Source organism: Paenibacillus pseudetheri (genome assembly GCF_924513355.1).
Lineage (GTDB): Bacteria > Bacillota > Bacilli > Paenibacillales > Paenibacillaceae > Paenibacillus_AQ > Paenibacillus_AQ pseudetheri.
In genome coordinates, this window is record NZ_CAKMAB010000020.1 from 76,250 (window position 1) to 98,668 (window position 22,419).

The following is a 22,419-nucleotide window of genomic DNA, read 5'->3' on the forward strand; positions in this document are numbered from 1 at the left end:
TATGATTACAATGATGATAATCAGAACAAAGCACAGGCTATCTACAGTATGGTCAAAGAAATCAATGATAAGTATGCGCTGGAACACCCAGGTAAACTTCTTATCGATGGTGTTGGTATGCAGGCGCACTATAATATAAACACGAATCCGGAGAATGTTAAGCTGTCATTAGAGAAGTTCATTTCCTTGGGTGCAGAAATAAGCATTACGGAGCTTGACATCATGGCTGGAAGCGACTCTAAGATTACCGAGCAACAAGCGAATGCTCAGGGTTATCTATATGCACAGCTTTTTAAAATCTATAAGACTCACGCAGCAAATATCTCACACGTGACATTCTGGGGGCTGAATGATGGTACTAGCTGGAGAGCCTCTCAGAATCCATTGCTGTTTGATAGTAACTTGAAGGCCAAACCGGCTTATTATGGGGTAATCGACCCGGACAAATTTATAGCAGACCATACACCTGATGTTGTAGATGCTAATCAGTCAACCGCTAAATATGCAACACCTGTAGTTGACGGGACTGCTGATGCCGTTTGGGGCGATGCGGCCCAAATGCCGATTAATCGCTATCAGATGGCATGGCAGGGCGCAAACGGTGTAGCAAAAGCACTTTGGGATGATGAGAATCTTTATCTTTTAGTCCAGGTCAACGATACGCAGCTTAACAAAAGCAATGTCAATGAATATGAACAAGATTCCATTGAAATCTTCTTGGATCAAAACAATGCAAAAACAAGCTTCTATCAAATTGATGATGGGCAGTATAGAGTTAATTATGATAACGAGACCTCATTCAATCCGATAAGTATTGCAGCTGGCTTCGAATCGGCAACTCACATTTTCGGAACAAACTACACGGTTGAAGTGAAGATTCCGCTTCATGGGATAACTCCGGATGACGATACAAAGCTTGGGTTCGATGTTCAGATTAATGACGCTAAAGATGGCTCTCGTCAAAGCGTTGCTGCTTGGAATGATACAACCGGCACTGGATATATGGACACATCTGTTTACGGTGTGCTTACCCTCATGGGTAAATCTACTGATACGGAACCAACACCAACACCAACGCCAACAAATGAACCAACGGGTAACAGCAACTCCGTTAGTGCAGTAACAACTCCACAGCCTGTAGCCATTGCATACAAAGATGGTGTTGTTACGATTACACCGGAAGTGAAATCCGATAAAGGGCGTGTCATAGGTACGATCTCCAGCGACAACTTGAAAAAAGCGCTTGAACAAGCTACAGCAGCGGCAAACGGCAAGAAACAAATCGTAATCGAAGTACCAAAGCAAACGGATGCGAAAGTATATGATATACAATTGCCAACCCAAAGCTTGATGGGGAAAGAAAACTTTGAACTATTGCTTAAGACGGAAAATGCTACGATCCAAATTCCAAGCAATATGCTGTCGGGTGTAAAAGATCTCGCTGAGCAAGTGTCTATACGCATAAGTAAAGTCTCTGCGGACAGCCTGAGTGCAGCTACCCGCAATTTTATCGGTAACCATCCAGTTATTGATCTAAGCGTAATATCAGGCGATAGAGTCATTCCGTGGAATAACCCTAACGCGCCTGTAACGGTATCCATTCCTTACACACCGACAGCGGAGGAACTAAGTAATCCAGATTTAATCGTTGTTTGGTACATCGATGATAAAGGCAACGTAGCTCCGGTTCCGAATGGTCGATATGATGCTGGAACCCAAACGGTCGTATTTCAAACAACCCACTTCAGTATTTATGCACTAACCTTTGTAAAGAAAAACTTCGGAGACCTGCAGAGCGTATCTTGGGCAAAACAAGCCATAGATGTTATGGCAGCTCGCGATGTCATCCAAGGAACGAGCATGAATAATTTCTCGCCTGCAGATTCTATGAAGCGAGCAGATTTCATTGCTCTTCTTGTCAGAGTGCTTGAACTGAAGGGAACGGGAAAAAGTGCAGCATTGTTCAGCGATGTCCAAAAGACGGACTATTATTATGATGAACTGGTCATCGCGAAGGAACTGGGAATTGCCACAGGCTTTGAAGACGATACGTTCAGGCCAAACATTGAAGTCTCTCGCCAAGATATGATGGTACTGACTGCGCGTGCGCTAGCGGCATCCGGCCAGCAAATCAAGGCGAGTGGAACTTTAAATGCTTATCTGGATGAAGCAAGCATCTCCAGCTATGCGAAAGACAGCGCATTATTGTTGGTCAAATTCGGAGTTGTGAACGGAAAGAACGATAGAATTGCGCCTAACGATACGCTTACCCGTGCTGAAGCAGCAGTTATTTTGTATCGCATCTGGAAGCTGTAGGCTCAGCAGCAGAGAAAAGAAATCTGAATTGGCTCGTGGCAATATTTAGTCTGAAGAGCGGAAATACGTGTATATCCATCCCTTTGCGTTCTTCTGTTTCAAGAATCGCTGCTCACCTCCTTGCGGAGAGGAGTAGTGATTTTTTTATGTATTTACCGTTAAATTGGAGCTGGAACGGGAAAAAATGCTACGAAACAGACCGCTCAAGTGTTATAACTGTACTGATAGTAGAAAGGAGACAGTCGTGGACTCTATTGAAGAAAAGATAAAGCGGGTACAAGCAGGAGAAGTCTACCTTTTTTCAGATATTATCAGACTCTACCAACAACGGATCTACCTCTACTGCTTTCGCTTGTTGAACAATAAGGAAGAAGCCGAGGATGTGGTTCAGGACATATTTATTAAGGCTTATCAGAACATCAGCTAATTTGAGGCGAAATGTGGCGGTGGACAATGGAAATGTGTCTTTTTTAAGTATTCACAAATAAAGAACGAATATCCTATCGTACCAATATTTACAATATTCGATATAAAGTGATATAATTTTCAGGATTCATATACATAAACATGAAACGAGGAGTGCAGGGTGCTAAGAGTAACAAGCAAAAAAGTCATGTCAATTATTACAGTTAGCTCAATGCTGTTGGCTGTGGGTGCAGTCGCTTATGCTGACACGACATTGAAGAAGATTTCTGCGTATCAGAATGCGGCCATCAGCATTGAAGTGGATAATCAGAAAGTGAACTTGTCAAGTAGTGAAGGAACAATGTACCCAATTATCTATGAAGGACATAGCTATGTATCCGCCAAGGCTGTATCTGAAGCACTGGGGGCAACCGTGAAATGGGATAACAGTCGTCAAGCTGTTGTGATCACATCGGCGAACGGCGGAACATCAACATCGGTTGTCCCGGATAAGGACAATACAGTTGCACAAGCCACTGCAAAGCCAGCAACCGTATCTACTCCGCAGGCAACCGAGTCCACTCCGCAGGCAACACCAAAGCCTGCTGCATCATCTTCCGGTACGGCTTCCAGTAACAGCGGCGCTTCGTTTGCAGATGCAGTGAAGTTGGGTACTTCTTTTACTTATACGGACCTTGATAACAATTATAGCCCTAAGGGTGATTCAACATCTGCCCAATATACTTTCACTATCAATAAGGTTACGTCGACTAATCTCGGACAATTACATGCTCTTGGGTTTGAGGAACATGTCACTGATCCCGATGTAGCTGTAGATTATGTCCTGCTTGATGTAACGCTTAAGGTGAAGAACGCCAGTCTTGTAAAAGGTAGTCAGGACCAAGGGCGGAAGTTCCTTTCAAGTTTTACACCTAGCATTTGGGGAGTAGAAACGTCCAGTGGACAATACTATATTGGTGGCTCTAGTGATTATTTTGAGGGATCTCTCGGAGAAAATATCGAAAAGTTGTTGGCTGATTTTCCTGAAGTCACCCCAAGTAAACCGGGTTCTTTTGAAGCTTCGGGTAAAGTTATTCTGCCAATTATCAAAGGCAAGGAGAACAGCCTTGTTCTTCATAGAAACGATAGTAAGCTTGAGTCCGACAAAACGTCCATCTATTTTAAACTGAAATAGTTATGCAAGTTAGCAGATGGTTTAGTCGCTAATTGTTGTGATAAAGATCAGACTAAAAAGAGATCAACGATGTTATTCATCGCTGATCTCTTTTTTATGATGCTTAAACAGTGCAGATAACTTCTATATATCAAGCTTCTTTGGTAATGATTTTTTTGAGCTTCACTTCGGGTTCTTGCTCAGGATCAGGCGCTTGCCCAACACGTTTAATGAAGAATGAGAGCAGCAGCCCAAGAATGCCGATACCAACAATAACTAGATAGGAATCATTGATCCCTTGAATGGAAGCTTCCATAATCATATGTTCTTGTGTAAGTTCTGTGTGCTGCCTGCAGCCATCATATCCTTCATATGCGTTGTAGTACGGCTCGTCATTACGGTGACGAGTAAGGAAGTTCCCACGGCGCCAGCCACTTGTCGAATTGATTTGAGATCGCAGTACCGTGCGCACTAAGCTTGGAGGGTAATTGATTTAGTCCTAAAGTTTGTATTGGCATAAGGAGCAGAGCCATACCGATCCGGCAGCCTGTTGACATATATACAAGATACAGCTGGCTGCTGAAGCATTAAAGCAGGGGCATGGAGTCATAGCTGGGGTTCGCCGTCCCGATCAGGAAGAAACAGCACTATCCCAGCTTGCTGCGACCTATGGGAGAAGCTGACTGTGGCGGCGCTGGACGTGACAGATGAAGAAGGAATCGCGGCGCTAGCTGCGAATCTGCAAGGACAAGGCCGGACGCTTGGTGTCATTATTAATAATGCGGCGGTGCTGACCGCCAGGGACACACAGATTGAAGAGCTGGATTTCCAAGATATGCTTACCACGATGAATATTAATCTTTACGGACCGATGCGAGTGGTTAAGCATTTCCTGCCGCTACTTACTGAACCCGAACTTTCGATCATCAACATATCATCGGAAGCGGGCAGCATCACTAATGCTTATTCGGGGGACTACCCTTATTCCATCTCTAAAACGGCGCTCAATATGTTCACGCAGCAGCTACATGTATATGTAAAAGAACGCCGATTCAAGTGCTCAGCGTGCATCCCGGCTGGATGCATACGGATATGGGCGGGGCAGAAGCGCCAACGAATCCGACCCAAAGTGTTGAAGGGGATTCTTGACCTGATCGAGAAGCGGACTACGCCTGAAGGTCATTTCATGTTTGTAGATTATACGGGTAAGGATATGAAGATTTAAGCAGAAGTGTTCAGAGTAACTAAACATTAGCGAAAATTTAACTACATTATCTTCAGAACTTCAGAAGGTATCTTTTTCGTTACAAGAGACACTTTTTAATTTCAAAACGAAGTAAATACTGCCCAAGATCTATTGGTCCAAGACAACCTAATCCGTAATGAATATAGATACTACTATGTGTACTTCATTCATTGCGAGAGGTGATTCTAGATGAGAAGGCAGGTCGGACCGACTAAGAAACGTAGTCTTGCTTCTAAACTTCAACCCAAGCCTAGCCCGATGCTTAAAGCGAAGGCTCATATAGTTAACTTTGCTGTTATTGGTGATAGCCATGTGGGATATGGGAATAGCTCAAGTATTTTTAGAAATCTATTGCCAAAGGCAGTAGGGAGCGGGAATAAGAGGTTTGTTATTTTTGGAGGAGATAACACGCAGGCGGGAGCTAATCATGGGAATAATGCGAATGCCTACTATAAGGACTTCAAGGATACGGTGACAAGCACGCTAGGGAGTATCCCTTATAAAGCTTCGATAGGAAACTGGGAGGCAAGTACTCAGTCCTTATTCACACAATATTTAGGCGCAGTCGAAGGGCAAATGAATTTCCCGGGGACACAGGGCAAGGTGAAGTATGTATGGCTTAATTGTGCGATGGGGCAGTTCAGTCCGGGCAGTATAAATTTGTTGAAAAATTTAGATGACCAGTATTATTATATTATAGATTTTCATTGGCCACTTAAAGTGAGTGGGATTACGGTGGACCCCAGCCATGTATTAAGTACATCGGAGACAAATAATTTTTTTTCCTCCATTCCTACAAAAGTGAGAGATAAGATACTGGCTATTTTTACGCATCATGGACATCTGTTTTACCAGAAGCTTAGTAATATATATCCCGGTTACAACAAAACTAAATTCTTCGTATGCGGATGTTCTGGGGATTATAAATGTAAGCCCAGCGGTGACCGGGGGTATTATAATGCCACTTTGACCATCAATGGATCAGTATTTAACGTCGATGCTTTTAAGGTAACTGTCACTTAGTGAAAAGTAGGCGGTTTCCTGAAGCGTATTGGGGGTACGGATGGGCAACTAACGGCACGAAGCGTTACGGTGCATTTATCGGTAGAATTAGATCATCAGAAGCCATTTAAAAATATGTATGTGGATTACTTCAACAATACTGTTCTTGCAGCCATCACAGAGCTTTAATGGAAGAGCGCTTCAACTTAAAAAACCTGAGAGAACCTGCTAAACAGGCTCCCTCAGGTTTTTTGAAATCCTAAATTATCTTTATTAAGAAACGGTATTTAATCTACAAATGTAAGATATATATATCCATTATTAGTGCTGACATCTAATTTCTTATCGCCACCACTTTTATTTTCCGGTAGATTATTTTTTCCTTTAGAAGCTTTGATTGTAATGTTAAAGACATCATATGATCAAGCATTACTTCTCGGGCGATATCTTCGATGCTTCCAAGTCCACAAATCGCTTCTTCCTCGGCCATGCCATCTTCCATGCGATCGTCAATGATCTCGTCGGAAAGCTTCAAGTTTGCCAGCAAGTTCGGATAAAAAAACTGCTTCATTCATAATCAGCACCTCCTTTAATGAATTTATGCAGAGCCAAGACAGTCTCAAAGTTTAGCGCTTTGGAAGAGGCTAGGGAGGAGTGAACTACTTCTTAGAAAAGCAGAATAAAGTGGCAATCTAGGACTTTTTATTCTCGTCCAAGAGTGCTGTTGTTTCTTTTTAGTTACTGTTAGATTCTTTGTTTGTTTTGAATTGTCTAGGAGTGATGCCCGTGTATTTTTTGAATACTTTGGTAAAGTAGCTCTGGTCGTTGAAGTGCAGACGGGTAGCAATGTCGGATAGGCTGATGCCAGGTAATTCGATTAGTCGTTTAGCTTCTTCAATTCGTTCGATTTGAATAAAATCGCTAACGGTGAACCCTGTTTCTTTCTTGAATAGTTGAGAGAGATAGCTTCTGTTCAAGCTTGCAACTACAGCCAGCTTATCTAGGGAAAGCTCCTCATATAGGTGATTAAAAATATAGTTTTGACAGATGGCTACTGTTCGAGACAGTTGTGCACTTCTATTATTTCTGACATGGTCTGCGAAATCACAAAGCGCATTAAGAATAGCGTGGTCTACAGCCGGAATATCCTTTAATTCCTCAATATGCTGGATATGAAAGTCGCTTAGGGTATAAGAAATCTCCCAATACAGCCCTCCATCTATAGCTGCACGTGTGGCGAGTGTAATACAGGAGACGGCCAGATTTTTTTTGCTGCGTAATTGGCTCTTTTTGGAGAGCACTCCGTAATTCTCTTCAGAGAATGTTGCTTGGACACGAAGTAGCTCAGCTTTATTTCCATTTTTGACATGGTGAAATAAAGCTTTTTCCATTATAGGTTCGTGGTGCAACCATGTATTCTCTCTACGGTAAGAGACATCCAAATCCAAACTGTCGCTAGAGAGTTGTTTAGGTTCGAGAACTCGGGAGTCAAGCAGGAGTTCGCTAAGTGTCAGTGTTTTTCCGGTGACGAGAGAATAGAGAAGCATAGCGGTATGGTACAATCTCATCCGGTTTAATACAGGCAGACTGCGATAGTAAGTAAGCCATTGATCCTGAAGTCCGTGAGGCACATCATTGTCATGCATCAGACTGGATACATTGTCTCCTGAAAGTTGAGTATATAGCGAGGGGCCCACTACAATGATTCTTCCGCCACTTAGCTCTAAAGGAAGATGGAGTAAGATGTAATTTTCTAGAAAATTAGTGGTGCGAATGATCGGTATAGAGGAATTTGAGCTATCGTGATTAGAAATGTTCTCGCTTTTAGTAGGATCTACAATTTCTGAAAGTAGCTCATTGATGTTATGAACCCATGGGGCGCTCTCCGAAGAGGAAGGCAGCGCTAGCTCGATTCTCCGATTGGCGTCTAGCAGAAACACAGGAATTTGCAGCGATTCATACAACACTTTACAGATATATTGAGCTCCATCATGATCGTCTAAATGATTCAATATTTTTCAGCCTCCTTGCCCAACCAGAATACCAAAAATACAATAATAATGCCATAAATCCAGTGTGAAGTAGATTAAAATGGGAATAGAAACATTCAGAGGAGGTAAATTTATGAAAACCAACATTCATGAACTCATATCACAAATGACCCTTGAGGAGAAAGCAGGACTCTGTTCAGGGCTTGATTTCTGGCATACGAAGGGCATCGAACGACTCGAAATCCCTTCTTTAATGGTAACGGACGGACCCCATGGTTTACGCAAGCAAAAAGAGAGCGCCGATCACCTTGGACTCCATAACAGTGTACCCGCAACTTGTTTTCCTTCGGCAGCAGGGATGGCTTCTTCCTGGGATCGGGATTTAATCGGGCGTGTGGGTAAAGCGCTCGGGAAAGAGTGTCAAGCAGAGAACGTCGCTGTTCTACTCGGTCCCGGAACAAATATTAAGCGCTCTCCACTGAACGGTCGTAATTTCGAATATTTTTCGGAAGACCCTTATCTTTCCTCGGAAATGGGTGGGAATCATATCAAAGGTGTGCAAAGTGAAGGGGTAGGAACCTCGCTTAAGCATTTCGCCGCTAATAATCAGGAGCACCGGAGAATGTCTGTAGATGCTGTTATTGATGAGCGGACGCTGCGGGAGATTTATCTGGCTAGCTTTGAAGGTGCAGTTAAGCAGAGTCAGCCATGGAGTGTGATGTGCTCTTACAATCGGGTAAATGGTGAATATGCCTCTGAGAGTGAATTTCTTCTGACTAAGATTCTTAGGGAGGAATGGGGTTACGAGGGATTCGTCGTTTCCGACTGGGGAGCGGTTAATGAACGGGTGAAGGCTCTACAAGCTGGACTGGAGCTGGAAATGCCGTCAACCGGAGGCATTGGCGATGCCAAGATTGTCGCAGCAGTGAGAAGTGGCGAACTGGCTGAGGAAACGTTAGATCTTGCAGTGGAGCGGTTATTAACATTTGTTTTTAAGGCGGTGGAGAATCGTAAGGAGCATGCCTCATTTAATACTGCAGAGCATCACCATTTGGCTCGTGAAGTGGCACGCGAGAGCATGGTACTCCTTAGAAATGAAGAAGGCATTCTGCCGCTGTCAAAGCAAGGAACGATTGCGATCATCGGTGAGTTTGCTACAAATCCGCGTTATCAGGGCGGGGGCAGCTCACATGTGAATCCGACTAAATTGGATGATGCTTTTGAAGAGATGAAGGCCCTTGCGGGTTCTGCTGAACTGTTATATGCGCAAGGATATGAACTGAACCATGACGGGATTAATGAAGCTATGCTACAAGAGGCACGGGATACAGCGGCAAAAGGGGATGTAGCCGTATTGTTCCTTGGACTTCCGGATAACTATGAATCAGAGGGTTATGATCGCAGTCACTTGTCGCTTCCAGAGAGCCATAAAGCGCTGATTAATGCAGTGGCTGAGGTGCAAAACAATATCGTCGTCGTACTCAGCAATGGCTCACCAATAGAAATGCCTTGGATCCATAAAACGAAGGGTATTCTTGAAGGTTATCTAGGCGGGCAGGCCTTTGGCGGTGCAGTTGCAGATTTATTGTTTGGAGAGGTTAGTCCAAGTGGCAAACTGGCAGAGACCTTCCCGATGAAGCTGAGCGACAATCCATCCTTTCTTAATTTCCCAGGTGAAGGGGATACAGTAGAGTATAAAGAAGGTTTGTTTGTTGGCTATCGTTATTATGATAAAAAAGAGCTTGAACCGCTGTTTCCTTTCGGCTTCGGACTAAGCTACACAGCGTTTCAATACAGCAATTTGAGAATCTCCAAGAGCAGCATTAATGATACCGAGACCGTACAAGTTACGGCCACCGTCAAAAACACGGGTACTCGCGCAGGAAAAGAAATCGTTCAGCTCTATGTTAGCGATGTGAAGAGCAGCGTGATCCGTCCACTTAAGGAGCTTAAGGGCTTCCAGAAGCTAGCGCTTAAGCCTGGTGAAGAGCAAGAGGTTTCTTTTGAACTGGATAAACGCTCCTTTGCTTATTACAACGTCAACATTGGCGATTGGCATGTGGAAAGTGGAGTCTTTGAAATTGCTGTTGGTTCATCTTCACGAGATATTCGTCTGACTGCTTCGATTGAAGTAGAATCGACAGTTCCGCTTGCGTTAATTTATCATCGCAACAGTACCGTTGGTGATTTGCTGGACAATCCACGTACGGCGGATAAAGTGAAGAAGTTCAGCAGTATATTTGGAATGGAAGGTGCGATGGATGATAACCCAGAAATGTTCATGGCGATGATGAAATATATGCCGCTGCGGGCGCTGGTTGGGTTCGGTCAAGGGAAATACACAGAAGAAGATTTAGCCAAGGATCTGCAAGAATTTAATGCATTGGCTGTAGAGTAGGAGATAGAAAAGGCCGAGTCTGATCCGAGAATATATCAAAGATTGATTTAATGAAAATCTAATATAAGTAAGCCAGTAGTCCATATTAGTCATATATAATATGTAACACTGGCTTATTTTTTTACATTTCTTGTTCGGCTACCGTTATCCGTAAACTTGATGATTGTGGCATGATTTCATAGGTGTGCCTCAACGCTTTCTTGAAGGAAATCCGTATTCCTTAGCGCGCCACGCTACTAGCAGCGCAAGAATCAATAGAATAAACAGTACCCACGGGAAGGAGCGGACACCAACTGTTTCAATAAGAATCCCACCCATCACGCCGCCACCGCCGATAGCTAGGTTCCATGCCGTTACTAACATCGACTGGGCCACATCTGCACTTTCGCCAGCTGCTTCAGCAACTGCTGTTTGTAGCAAAGTAGCTGCTCCTCCGAACGTCAACCCCCACACAGCAACCACTAGATAGATCACTACGGGCTGACTGCTACTCATACCTAGTGCAATGGATGACAAGGCGAAAGCAGCGAGGCTGAATAGAACCAATGGACGTAGTTTGCGGTCGATCAAAATACCGATGACCCAGATGCCAACAAGCGCAGTAATGCCGAAAATAAGCAATACCAAGTCAACGCGCTGGGTAAGCCCAGCCTGAGTAAGATAGGGCGCAATGTAGGTATACAGGATGTTGTGTGCCAGCACCCATGCCAGAACGACAAACAATACCGGCCGTACCCCCGGAATAACAAAAACCTTGTAGAGTGGGAGCCGCTTATCAGGAGCCTCTCCGGGATAGTCAGGTAGCTTCCAAAACACCCAGGCGATCAGTATCAGAGCCAATAGCGACATGATCCCGAAGATGGAGCGCCAGCCCATAAGGGTGCCAAGAAGTGTTCCAGCAGGGACACCGAGTGCCAGAGCGAGAGGCGTGCCAACCATCGCTACCGCCATTGCTCGTCCCTTGAGTGAATCCGGCACCATGCGCCGGGCATAACCTGCTATCATGCCCCATAAGACTCCAGCGGATACGCCTGCGAAAAACCGAGCTGCCAGCGTAAGTACATAATTGGAAGAAAGAGTGGTGACGGTGTTGAATACGAGAAAACCAAGGATGCACATTAGTAGCAGTGGTCGCCGCCGCCATCCACGCGTCACGGTGGTTAAGGGAATCGCGGCCAACAGCGAACCAAAGGCATACAAAGTGACAAGTTGACCCGCAAGGGCTTCGGAGACTCCAAGCCCATCACCTATTTGGAGCAACAAGCCGGCCGGAATCGTTTCGGTAAGAATACAGATAAACCCCGTCATAGCAAGGGCGAGTAATCCTGCCCATGGTAGACGTTCAGAAGAAGGAGTGCTGGAGGCACTTTGTGTGGCAGAAGATGTGTTTTGGCTCATTGGAGAAGCACCTCTCTTTTATAATTGTAGAAAACTCAATGATATATATGACGAATAAGGTCTACTAGACAGAGAGCCTAGGCTGGTTCATGCCGGACCCAGGCTCCTTGTGTTCTTGCTCTATTTTTTACGTCTATCATAAATGGCATCACAAAGGTCTACAGTAAACTGACCCGACATGCCTTCCAGTGCGGTATTAGTGAAAGCCACGACACTGAGCCGTTGCTTGGGATCGACGAACCACGAATGACCATAGGTGCCACCCATGCGCCAAGTACCCGGGGATTCCGGAGTGTCTGCGGCGACAGGATCCTTTAGTACCGTAATGCCTAGGCCAAAGCCTCGTCCTGGCCAAAAGGCCATTGGCAGATCACCGATCTGATTGGTCGTCATATCGTGAACCAGAGACTCCGGCAGCAGTGATGCTCCACCCTTGCGTAAAGTTTCCAGCAGTTGCAAAAAATCTCCAGCGCTGCCGACCATGCCGGCTCCTCCAGAATGATAGGCAGTATCGTCAAGTGCACGACCAGGGGCAAGCAGGAATCCAGCCGTTCCCTCCATAAAGGCAATACTGTCGGGATCAAGTAAAGGCCGTGGCTCTGGAGCATCATTGGCGTAGGAAGTTGCCAATCGTTCTCGATCGACTGCAATAAAACCCGTGTCGCTCATGCCAAGCGGCTTTGTCACGAGTGAATGTACGGCTTCACTGAGCGGTGCTTCTGTGACCTTTGCAATTACTGCTCCCAGCACATCTGTCGCGATGGAGTATTTCCACTCGGTACCTGGCGTATAGAGGAGGGGGACAGAGGCAAGACGACGCAAGTTCTCTTCCAATGTGATGCCGGACTGATCCATACCATCTGATACCCCTGCTGACTGATAGGAACCATTCTCTTCTTGGAAAAATCGGTAAGAAAGGCCTGCTGTGTGCGTCATCAAATGACGAATCGTCAATGTCGCGAACTCGCCATTCTGCAAACGTGGCCGAAATTCTGGGAGCCAACGATCAACGCGATCATCCAGCTGTAGTCGACCTTGCGCAACTAATACTAGGGCTGCCGTTGAAACGATAGGTTTGCTAACTGAGGCGAGCCGGAATAAGGCGTCTTCTTGCATAAGTCTGCTCATCTCGCGGTCGGCAAGACCGACAGCGCGGCTATAAACCAGTTCCCCATCTATCGCCACTTTAATGACAGCACCGACCAGGCGCTTGTCAGCAAGAGTTCGATCAATTACTTCATCGATGCGACCTGATAAACATTCTGTATTTATTTTGTTTGAATCCAATATACTCAACAGTCTTCATCCCTTCGGAATAGTTAAAGCCATGAACACTTTACTATTGTAGGGTTATTATATATAACAAGTTATCTTGATTACATAAGGCAACTAAGTTAAATTAGCCTTATAACGGTTAATTGCAAGCTAGTTTATAGGGGTAACCTTAAATTTAAAGGAAGTGATTTTGATGGACCATATTGATAAGCAAATTCTTTTTCATCTTCAAAATCAAGCGAGAATTTCTATGACAGAGCTGGGGAAATGTGTCGGTTTATCGCAACCTGCAGTTACGGAAAGAGTTAGGCGTATGGAGGAGAAAGGCATCATCAGCGAGTATCGCACCATAATTTCCCCTGAAAAGATTGGAAAACATGCTGCTGCCTACATGTTATTTCATTCTAGGGATTGTAATGCATTCCTTGATTTCTGCCGCTCGAGTCCTGATGTCGTCGAATGTTACCGTATAAGCGGGGAACACAACTACTTATTGAAAGTAGTAACCGACTCTACACGAGCCCTCGAGGAGTTCGGAAATCAATGTGACAAATACGGTACCTACACGATTCTAATCGTGATGTCCTCGCCAATCGATCATAAATTTCTTATACCATCGCTTGAAGATACAAGCTTAAACTTGCTGAGTTAGAAAACATTACTCTGCTAGCTCTTAGCAATGCAAAAAACTCTTCTATATAAATAGAGGAGTCTTTTTGGTTTGAAATATTTTTCAGGATAAATGGTTCCACAAATCGATGTCGGGTCCCTTTTACCATTGTCTTCATTATTGATTACCTTGCTGCTGAATCAAAAAGTTCGTGCAGTCATTGCTTCGAACGTTGCATTATGTACCGTGTCATTTCTGGCGTGGCCGTATCTTACCTGTGTCATGGTTACTTAACCCGACCTTCGAGGCAGTTAAGAGTGATGGCGGAGGACACTTGGTCATGTATTGGAGAATTCTCCTACCCTTGTTGGCACAGGCGCTCGCTACATCTGCTGTACTAGAAATCATGTCCAGCTGGAATGATTAAATTAAGTAGCCAAGCTAATGCCAGCATCGCCTAGTTTCCAACGGCAGGTCATTATCAGTTTCTCACCTTCCAGGTCGGCTGTCAGTGTGCCACCCATCGTATTCATCAGACTTTTGGCAATGGAGAGGCCAAGCCCCGATGCTTGAGAAGATCGAGTGCGGTCTGCGGTATAAAATCGGTCAAATAAGAGGTTAACATCACTTCCGGCTAGTGCCTTAGCATCGTTTACAATCGTCAAATCCGCTGTGTCCTGCTGGAGGTTAAAACTGATTTCCACATACCCGGTCGTATGTTTGACTGTATTGACAAGCAAATTCTCGACAACTCTCCGCACAGCGGATTCATCGGCGTATACGGATACATTTTCTTCAGGTAACCGTATATCTGGTGTAATATTGCGATCGTTGAATGAATCGTAAAATCCGACCAGAATTTCCGAGAGTAGGACAGTCATTCCAAGCTTTTCGGTATGTAGAGGATAATCTAACGATTCGATCAAGGAAAGTTCGAAAAAATCATTCAGCAGTGCCTGCAGCCGTTTCGTCCGATTCTTAACGATGGCAACATATTCGAGCCTTTCTTCAGGTGTAATTGACGCCTCCTCCAGCAGTTGAATATAACCGGAAATGGAGGTGAGCGGTGTACGGATATCATGTGAGATATTCGCAATAGCCTGACGAAATTCTTGTTCAACTCGTATCCGCTGGGCTTCCGATTCGACAATTAAATGGGATTGACGATTGATTTGTCCCGCAAGCGCCTCAAGCTTTTGGTCGAATAGAGCTACATCGATTTTTTTACCGGTTCTGTGCTCGTTGTAGTGGTATAATTGCTCCGTAATCCGCCCTAACTCACGCCTAAGCATCAAAAGACGGATGAGCAGGAGAGCTACTGCCGCTAACAATATAATCATCAGAATGTGCAACACTCTCCCGCACCTCCTATGTGTTATTTGATTTCCTTTCTACGGAATACGAGAATACCGAGTATCCCGGAAACGACAATTGTTAACAACGGCACGAATAGTAGCGCTGGCAAATCTCCGCTGTCGATACTGGGCTTGCCGATATCGCCCACCAGTTTGAAGATGGAATAATCGTACAAAGTACTAAAAAAAGAGATCTTCGAACCTACACCAGCTAAAACCGTATCGATCATAAGGAAGAAAATCATTGAGAAGCCGATAGTTTTGCCGCTGTCAGTAAGGATTACGGTGAACAGCGCCCCGATGGCCGCGTAGCTAGCCGTGTACAATAACGTCAGCCCGAGGGCTCGCGGTATGAAAAGTGTAGTACTCCCCTCCGGCAGATGACCGAAGCCCGAAAGCAGCGTGACTTCGACTGTGCTGACAATAGGAAAGACGAGTGAAATCGCCATGGCTCCAACTGCGAAAACGACCAGTTTTGCCGCAAACAGTCGCCCTCTGGTGTTGCCCGAAGATGCGATCGTCTTCATGACCCCTGTGGAATATTCGTTAGAGATAAAGAATCCAGCCAGAATGGCTACGCCGAATTTAATAATGTAGGCATTGCTTGAAATAAAGGTAGTCAGAAATTCAGCGCCGGTGATCTGAGGTTCCCCATTGGACCGATGATCAAAATAATATAGCAGGGGGTAAGCAAGTGAGAGGATGGAAAGCGCCAATAGAAAAGTCCAAATTGATCTATTCTTACGGAGCTTGAAAAACTCAACTCTGATCAGATTATACATTTGGATTCCCCCCAATTCGTTTCGTAAAATAGCTTTCCAAGTCTTCACCCATGGGCATAAACTTCTCGATCTCGAGGCCTGCAGAGAATAACGCTGTGGATACTTTACCTGGCTGCTCAATGCGGCTATACAACTTGATGGTTCCATCCTGCATCACTTCGAAATCGGCCGTACCCAGCTCATTCTGAATGACGGCTGTTGCCTTGCCCGGATCATCCACTTTGATAAACAAATACTGCTGACATTTCTCGTTCAATTCCTCCGCAGTGAGTTGTTCAAGCAGCTGACCGCGATGAATAATACCATAATGACTTGCCATTAAATGCAACTCACTTAGAATATGACTTGAGATCATTATTGTAATGCCCAGCTCACGGTTTAGCCGCTTGAGCAGTTCGCGCATTTCGACGACCCCCATCGGATCCAACCCATTAGTCGGCTCGTCGAGAATCAGAAATTCTGGATCTCCCAGCAAGGCGATGGCAAGACCTAGCCGCTGCTTCATTCCAAGCGAGAAATTTTTGGCTTTCTTTTTGCCGGCTCCCTGCAGTCCAACTTGCTCTAGCATTCTGGGAACGCAATCTTTGCCGGGAATACCACGTAGAATCCGGTTTGCTTCTAAATTTTCGCTTGCAGTCATATGCGGGAACAGAGCGGGGCTCTCAATAATCGAGCCGATCCGCTTACGAGCCTGAATTAAGGCCTGTTCTTCACTGGCTCCGAACAGCTCAATCGTCCCCTGGGTCGGAAAAGCAAGTCCGGTCACCATACGGATTAATGTTGATTTGCCGGCTCCATTTTGTCCAATAAAACCATAAATAGAGCCTTTACGGATTGACAAATTGACTTTGTCCAGCGCTGTATGGCCCTTGAACTTTTTGGATAGTTGATTTGTTTTTAATACATACTCGTACATCTCGTCTTGGCCTCCTTTTCGTGATAGACCAAGTATAGAATTGAAAATATAAGAAGAGCTAAAGCCAAATCTTAAGAATGTCTTAAGGCTTGAGCCGATAACCTATACCCCATACCGTCTCGATAAATTCGCTTCCTGGAGCGGCCTTGGTTAGCTTGCTGCGCAAATTGCTCATATGGACATTGACCGTATTGTCGTCCCCGTAATAAGGCTCGTGCCAGACTCTTTCATACAAATTAGCTTTCGTAAACACCTTTTTTGGGGCCGACAAAAGCAACGAGAGAATCTCAAACTCTAGAACTGTGAGCGTCAGTTCTGCTCCATTTGCCGTAACCGACATCGCATCTCGATGAAGTACAAGGCCCTGATGCTGGAGCACGCTAGGCAAAGCCGATTGCGCAATCCGCGAATACAAACGTAGATGAGAATCGATCCGTGCAGAGACTTCCTCAACATCGAAGGGTTTCGTTATGAAATCATCCGCCCCTGCACGCAGAGCAGACACCTTGGTCTGGGGCTCACCTTTAGCTGAAATGATTATAACTGACATATCATCCCGCCCGGCGATCTGCTGAAGTAGTTCCTCTCCCGTCATGCCAGGCAGCATCAGATCGAGCAGCAACATGCTCCATTGACGCTGCTCCAGATAGAGAAGCGCCTCCGTTCCGGAGAAAGCGGGTTGGGGAATGTAGCCGCTTTTCTTAATAATGCTGCACAGTAAACGGCTGATGTCACTGTCGTCCTCAGCAACGAGAATATGTATCGGGTTATTCATTTAATCTCCTTTTCTTACCTAAAATAGGTCGTTATTCGGATGAATGCCTATTAAATAGGATAGCAGGTTTTATAATGTGTATCCAGAGAGGTAAAAAAGAGACTCTTCTATATAAATAGAGGAGCCCTTTGCTCTTAACAATTTAGATAAATAGATTATGACTAGATTGATCGGCTTGGCCGAGGTAATATCCTACGCCGCCGATTCCTACGCCGTCGATTAGTTCTTCACGGGTGATGCCCATAAGATCCATAGACATTTGGCAGGCGACGATCTCGACGCCTTGGTCGACAGCCATCTGAATCAATTCCTCCAAAGAAGAGACATTATTGTTCTTCATTACAGAGCGAATCATTTTTGAGCCCATGCCCATCATGTTCATATTAGAGAGTGTTAGCTTCCGACTGCCGCGGGGCATCATTGCTCCGAACATTTTACCGATGAAATTCTTGTTCACAGGCACTTTCTCATCCTTGCGGATAATATTGAGGCCCCAGAAGGTAAAGAACATCGTCACTTTTTTGCCGCTGGAGGCTGCTCCGTTGGCAATGATGAAGGAAGCGATCGCTTTATCCAAATCACCGCTGAATACAACCATCGTACTTGCGTTACTAGTTTGGACGGGGTGTGCTCCTGTTGGAATGGCTTCTTCGGTTACTCCTTTGCGCAGATAAGCTTCGATCATGCCAGTAGGCAGCTTTGTTAATTGCAAAATCGTGTGCTTAGACATGCGAGCCCATGCCTTGATATCTTCATAGAATCCCGGATCGGAAGCCGTTACCTTCAAAATTTGTCCGTCCAAGAGCGGGTCCATGCTCATCTTGACTTGAATCAGCGGTCCAGGGCAGCACAGTCCACAAGCATCAAGCACGGAATCAGGTGTTAAATCCAGTTCTTGTTCGAATGGGACGGATACAGTGGCGCTGGAGTTGGCCGCGAAAGCTGTAGCATTGGGATTGGCTGTAGCCAACCCGTTAACTGTAGCTGTTCCAGCTCCAATTGCGGATTCTGTAGCAGAACTATTGTTAGTGCCAGTCCCCGTTCCCGCCGGTGCTCCCGTTGCTGCGATTTCTTTACGGGCTGCTGAAATACCTGCGTTTGGCGTCAGGCTATCTTTTTTTTTAGGCGAATATTTACTTAGTTGATATGTCTTATAGCCTCCGGTCAGATTCTTCACACGGAAACCTTTTTGCTGCAAAATCCGGGAAGCTGTGTAGCCTCTAAGTCCAACTTGGCAATACACCCAAATTTCTTTACTAGGATCAAGCTCGCTTAGACGACCACGCAAATCATCCACAGGGATGTTAATGGAGCCTTTAATATGACCGTTGGCATGCTCGATTTCCGAACGTACGTCAACTAAAATGGTATTGTTGTTGTCACGACCTTCTAAATCCTTAGGAACGAATACTGTAGTCATGCCTTTCAAAATATTTTCAGCAGCAAAGCCAGCCATATTCACCGGATCTTTAGCGGAAGAATAAGGAGGGGCGTAAGAAAGCTCCAATTCCGTTAAATCAGTGACCGTACCTCTAAAGCGAATCACTGTAGCGATATCGTCGATACGTTTATCTACTCCACTATAACCCACGGCTTGTGCACCGAGCACCGTACCCTTTGGATCAAAGATCAGCTTCATTGATATTGGAGTTGCCCCCGGATAATAAGTTGCATGAGAGCTTGGATGAACATAAATTACGTGATACGGTAAGCCCAAGCGCTGCAGTGTTTTTTCGTTATTGCCGGTAGAAGCACCCGTGACTCCAAAAACCTTAATAATAGAAGTCCCTTGTGATCCTTTGTAAGTAGTGCCTAGACCGCTGATGTTATCCGCAGCAATCCGTCCTTGCTTATTGGCAGGACCAGCTAGTGGAATAGCAGTTTTAGTTCCGTTTACGAAATCAACCACCTCGACCGCGTCACCTACTGCATAGACCTGATCCAAATTTGTTTCCATGCGCTCGTTGACCAAGATATGGCCGCGCGGACCGAACTCTAAACCACTATCCTTCAGGAAAGAGGTATCCGGCGAAACACCGATAGCCAGCAGAACCATATCACTTTGAAGCACAGTACCACTTGCCAACTGAACCTCTATTTGTTCGCCTACTTCTGCAAACCCTTGGACCATATCGGAAAAAATAAGATTAACGCCATGCTCGTCGAGCTCTTTTGCCAGAATAGAAGACATTTCGGTATCGAACGGAGCTAAGATTTGTGGACCTGCTTCAATTAAGGAAACTTCCAGACCAGCTTCTCTAAGGTTCTCAGCCATCTCAACACCGATAAACCCACCACCGATCACAACGGCGGAACGAGTGCCTTCGGCTGCGACTTTGGTTTTGATTTTGTCAGTGTCGGGAATGTTGCGCAGCATGTGAATTTTGGAGCTCTCGATACCAGGTAGATTCGGGCGAATCGGTTTAGCGCCGGGCGATAAAATAAGCGCATCATAGCTCTCTTCATAGGAGCCTTTTTCTATACTTTCTACTCGTACTTTCTTGTTCACAGGGTCGATAGACACCACTTCGCTTTGAATCCGAACATCGATGTTAAAACGTTTATGCATTGCCTCTGGTGTCTGAACCAGCAGCTTGGAGCGATCCTGAATGGAACCTCCGATATAATAAGGTAGTCCGCAATTGGCAAAAGAAATGTACGGATCACGCTCAAACATGACGATATGAGCCTCTTCATCTAATCTCCGAAGCCGGGCGGCCGCTGATGCGCCTCCTGCAACTCCTCCGACAATCAGTACTTTTTTACTCATGATGATTTATTCCTCCCCTAAAAATAGCTGAATTAGATGTTTGATTTTCTCGTCTTTAACAGAATAGTTAATTTCCAGTCCATTACGTTCGGTTTCGACAATGCCTAGAGCTCTAAGCTTCTGCAAATGCTGGGATACCGTAGATTGTGGAAGGTCGAGACAGTCCTGCATGAAGCTAACGTTGCAGCTGCCTTTTTCAAGCAGACCTTTAATGATGCACAAGCGAACGGGATGAGCGATAGCCTTTAAGGTTTCGGCGGTTTGGTTATAGGCTTTGAAATTTTTATCCACAGTTATGATCTCCTCGCTTTACAATATCCTTATACCGTAATATTATGATATAGTGATATGAAAATCAAGTTATTTTTAAAAAAAGAGAAGGAGAGATGCTCGATGTCTTTTAAAATTCCAAAGGAAATTACCCCTCAGCAAGTGGCGGAACGTCTGAAGAATGGAGAGGCTCCTACGTTGCTGGATGTACGCGAACCTGCCGAATGGGTGGAGGGACATGTGATCGGTACGAAGCATATTCCGCTTGGGCAGCTGTTAATACGTATAGATGAACTAGATCCTAATGAAGAGACGATTGTGATGTGCCTAAGTGGTGGTCGAAGCGGTTTAGCATGTGAGCTGCTGGGCGAAAAGGGATACAACGTTGTGAACATGACGGGTGGATTAAGTGCTTGGACGGATGATTTTTTGGTACGGGGGTAATAGCATGAACATGGTGTTTAGGATCCTACTGAGTATAGTAATTGCTTTTAGTATTGTAAGGTTCTTACGTTACGCTTGGCCGGTCCGTTCACTCTCATATGTAGAAGCCCGCGACGTTCGCGAATTAGCGGATCAATCATTGGACATGAAAATGCTCGATGTTAGAGATGCCGTAGATTATGAGAAGGATAGTATCCGTGGTTCGATAAATATATCGATCGGGCGGTTAGCCTATGTCTGGCAACACTGTCTATCTCCTGAAGATTCGGTTCTAATTCTTGCTGATAGTTACTATAAAAGAAACAAAGCTGCGAGAATTCTTTATAAGCAGGGCTTTCGAAAGTTATATGCGGTAAATGGTGATTTTTTAGGAAGCAAAAGAACACTCTCCGACATTTCGGTGAAAGGTTGTTGTGAAGGATAATGGATTTAAGCTCATTGATGTCCCGTCTCGGATTTGGCAAAAGCGCAAGTGTAAGCGTAAGAACGTTGAAGGTGGCAGGTTTCGGAGCGAAATGGAGCAATCCAAAAATAGGCTGCTGATCGATGTCCGTGAACCGGATGAATACAAGAGTGGATTTATTCCGGGGGCGAAAAACATCCCGCTGTCTCAGTTGGAAAAGCGGATCGGTGAGATCCCGAAGGATCGGGATGTGTTACTATACTGTCACAGCGGTATGCGAAGCAAAAGTGCAGCGCGGATTCTGAGTAAGCAGGGGTATACTCGGCTTGCACATTTGCAGGGCGGGGTAAGTAGCTGGAAAGGGAAGTTGAGTCGACGCTAGGCTTTAGTGGATTTCGTACTTAGCATAGTTCAACTAGGGTAGCTTTATCGCAATGTACTTAAACTAATTAGCTTTTTTAATTGAAATGAATGCTGTGGTGAGGCAACTGTAGATGAATTACTCTAACTGTGCTAACTAGGCTAGTTAGCTAATTTAGCTGAATTTACTGTAACTAAACTGCAGTAGTTAGCTAACTTAGCTGACCTTACTTTAACGCAACGTACTTAAACTAATTAGCTTTTTTGCGGGATAAGTTATTTTTAGCTAGCTGGAACTATTGTTGGCTGTTGAGTGTTATTGACAGTATCAGAAAGCGAATACTATACTTTTGAGTAATAGGATGAAGCACGTCCCGTACCCATATTGGGTGCGGGATTTTTTTATGCCAGCGTGCCCAGAGGCACGCATTATCTAGTTGGTGAAAGTCCAACCGAAGGAGGGGCCAAGCCACCTTTGTAGCTAGGATGCTTGCGCATGGCGAAATCTGTGTGTAAAAGCGCATCGACA

20 protein-coding genes and 2 pseudogenes are annotated in these 22,419 nt (G+C 45.1%); 11 read left to right on the plus strand and 11 right to left on the minus strand.

Annotation, left to right across the window (positions count from 1 at the left end; all coding sequences use genetic code 11):
- Positions 1-3: 3 nt before the first annotated feature.
- The 3 genes and pseudogenes from L1028_RS18080 to L1028_RS18090 all read left to right on the plus strand — a co-directional run.
- A pseudogene (locus L1028_RS18080) lies at positions 4-2,316 on the plus strand (sugar-binding protein); the annotation flags it as partial.
- Between the two features lie 244 nt (positions 2,317-2,560).
- Positions 2,561-2,743 (plus strand): sigma factor, encoded by a 183-nt coding sequence (locus L1028_RS18085; protein ID WP_234536518.1) that lies wholly within the window; start codon positions 2,561-2,563, stop codon positions 2,741-2,743.
- Positions 2,744-2,929: 186 nt separating this feature from the next.
- Positions 2,930-3,916 carry a stalk domain-containing protein gene (locus L1028_RS18090; RefSeq protein ID WP_234536520.1) on the plus strand — a complete coding sequence of 329 codons (987 nt, stop codon included), beginning with the start codon at positions 2,930-2,932 and terminating at the stop codon, positions 3,914-3,916.
- Positions 3,917-4,046: 130 nt separating this feature from the next.
- Here L1028_RS18090 and L1028_RS18095 read toward each other — a convergent pair.
- A pseudogene (locus tag L1028_RS18095) lies at positions 4,047-4,464 on the minus strand (MFS transporter); the annotation flags it as partial.
- A 116-nt stretch (positions 4,465-4,580) separates the two neighbouring features.
- On the opposite strand from L1028_RS18095, the gene L1028_RS18100 reads away from it, so the two are divergent.
- Positions 4,581-5,120: an SDR family NAD(P)-dependent oxidoreductase gene (locus L1028_RS18100; RefSeq protein ID WP_234536542.1), complete on the plus strand. Its 540-nt coding sequence runs from the start codon at positions 4,581-4,583 to the stop codon at positions 5,118-5,120.
- Positions 5,121-5,330: 210 nt separating this feature from the next.
- A complete protein-coding gene (locus L1028_RS18105; RefSeq protein WP_234536559.1) occupies positions 5,331-6,164 on the plus strand; it encodes a metallophosphoesterase in 834 nt (277 codons plus the stop codon).
- Between the two features lie 313 nt (positions 6,165-6,477).
- Here the strand turns inward: L1028_RS18105 and L1028_RS18110 are convergent, their stop codons facing one another.
- Positions 6,478-6,714 carry a DUF1700 domain-containing protein gene (locus L1028_RS18110; RefSeq protein ID WP_234536562.1) on the minus strand — a complete coding sequence of 79 codons (237 nt, stop codon included), beginning with the start codon at positions 6,712-6,714 and terminating at the stop codon, positions 6,478-6,480.
- Between the two features lie 163 nt (positions 6,715-6,877).
- Positions 6,878-8,155, minus strand: a complete 1,278-nt coding sequence (locus tag L1028_RS18115) for a helix-turn-helix domain-containing protein (protein WP_234536565.1) — start codon at positions 8,153-8,155, stop codon at positions 6,878-6,880.
- A 112-nt stretch (positions 8,156-8,267) separates the two neighbouring features.
- On the opposite strand from L1028_RS18115, the gene L1028_RS18120 reads away from it, so the two are divergent.
- Positions 8,268-10,532, plus strand: a complete 2,265-nt coding sequence (locus tag L1028_RS18120) for a beta-glucosidase family protein (protein WP_234536567.1) — start codon at positions 8,268-8,270, stop codon at positions 10,530-10,532.
- A 189-nt stretch (positions 10,533-10,721) separates the two neighbouring features.
- Here L1028_RS18120 and L1028_RS18125 read toward each other — a convergent pair whose 3' ends face one another.
- Together L1028_RS18125 and L1028_RS18130 are read right to left on the minus strand one after the other, a co-directional pair.
- The gene (locus tag L1028_RS18125; RefSeq protein ID WP_234536572.1) at positions 10,722-11,930 is read right to left on the minus strand and encodes an MFS transporter; all 1,209 of its coding nucleotides are present in this window, start codon (positions 11,928-11,930) and stop codon (positions 10,722-10,724) included.
- Positions 11,931-12,050: 120 nt separating this feature from the next.
- Complete coding sequence (locus tag L1028_RS18130) at positions 12,051-13,226, minus strand: serine hydrolase domain-containing protein (protein ID WP_423803061.1); 1,176 nt, start codon at positions 13,224-13,226, stop codon at positions 12,051-12,053.
- 172 nt (positions 13,227-13,398) lie between these two features.
- On the opposite strand from L1028_RS18130, the gene L1028_RS18135 reads away from it, so the two are divergent.
- Complete coding sequence (locus L1028_RS18135; RefSeq protein WP_234536575.1) at positions 13,399-13,857, plus strand: Lrp/AsnC family transcriptional regulator; 459 nt, start codon at positions 13,399-13,401, stop codon at positions 13,855-13,857.
- A 190-nt stretch (positions 13,858-14,047) separates the two neighbouring features.
- On the plus strand, positions 14,048-14,242 hold the full coding sequence (locus L1028_RS18140) for a hypothetical protein (RefSeq protein WP_234536579.1): 195 nt from the start codon (positions 14,048-14,050) through the stop codon (positions 14,240-14,242).
- Between the two features lies 1 nt (position 14,243).
- Here L1028_RS18140 and L1028_RS18145 read toward each other — a convergent pair whose 3' ends face one another.
- From L1028_RS18145 to L1028_RS18170, 6 genes are all read right to left on the minus strand, one after another.
- Positions 14,244-15,170: a sensor histidine kinase gene (locus tag L1028_RS18145; protein WP_234536581.1), complete on the minus strand. Its 927-nt coding sequence runs from the start codon at positions 15,168-15,170 to the stop codon at positions 14,244-14,246.
- A 20-nt stretch (positions 15,171-15,190) separates the two neighbouring features.
- Positions 15,191-15,952, minus strand: a complete 762-nt coding sequence (locus tag L1028_RS18150; RefSeq protein ID WP_234536584.1) for an ABC transporter permease — start codon at positions 15,950-15,952, stop codon at positions 15,191-15,193.
- Positions 15,945-16,868: an ABC transporter ATP-binding protein gene (locus L1028_RS18155; RefSeq protein ID WP_234536587.1), complete on the minus strand. Its 924-nt coding sequence runs from the start codon at positions 16,866-16,868 to the stop codon at positions 15,945-15,947. The genes L1028_RS18150 and L1028_RS18155 overlap by 8 nt, the downstream gene beginning before the upstream one ends.
- An 82-nt stretch (positions 16,869-16,950) precedes the next feature.
- On the minus strand, positions 16,951-17,643 hold the full coding sequence (locus L1028_RS18160; RefSeq protein WP_234536589.1) for a response regulator transcription factor: 693 nt from the start codon (positions 17,641-17,643) through the stop codon (positions 16,951-16,953).
- 142 nt (positions 17,644-17,785) lie between these two features.
- Positions 17,786-20,413 (minus strand): FAD-dependent oxidoreductase, encoded by a 2,628-nt coding sequence (locus L1028_RS18165; protein WP_234536592.1) that lies wholly within the window; start codon positions 20,411-20,413, stop codon positions 17,786-17,788.
- Between the two features lie 6 nt (positions 20,414-20,419).
- On the minus strand, positions 20,420-20,704 hold the full coding sequence (locus tag L1028_RS18170) for an ArsR/SmtB family transcription factor (protein ID WP_042185935.1): 285 nt from the start codon (positions 20,702-20,704) through the stop codon (positions 20,420-20,422).
- A gap of 102 nt (positions 20,705-20,806) precedes the next feature.
- Here L1028_RS18170 and L1028_RS18175 point away from each other — a divergent pair, with 102 nt between their 5' ends.
- The 3 genes from L1028_RS18175 (at position 20,807) to L1028_RS18185 (ending at position 21,912) form a co-directional block, all read left to right on the plus strand.
- Entirely contained in the window at positions 20,807-21,127 is a 321-nt protein-coding gene (locus L1028_RS18175) for a rhodanese-like domain-containing protein (RefSeq protein ID WP_234536595.1), read from the plus strand.
- Between the two features lie 4 nt (positions 21,128-21,131).
- On the plus strand, positions 21,132-21,551 hold the full coding sequence (locus L1028_RS18180) for a rhodanese-like domain-containing protein (protein WP_234536598.1): 420 nt from the start codon (positions 21,132-21,134) through the stop codon (positions 21,549-21,551).
- A 91-nt stretch (positions 21,552-21,642) separates the two neighbouring features.
- Entirely contained in the window at positions 21,643-21,912 is a 270-nt protein-coding gene (locus tag L1028_RS18185; protein ID WP_234536601.1) for a rhodanese-like domain-containing protein, read from the plus strand.
- The last annotated feature ends 507 nt before the right edge of the window (positions 21,913-22,419 follow it).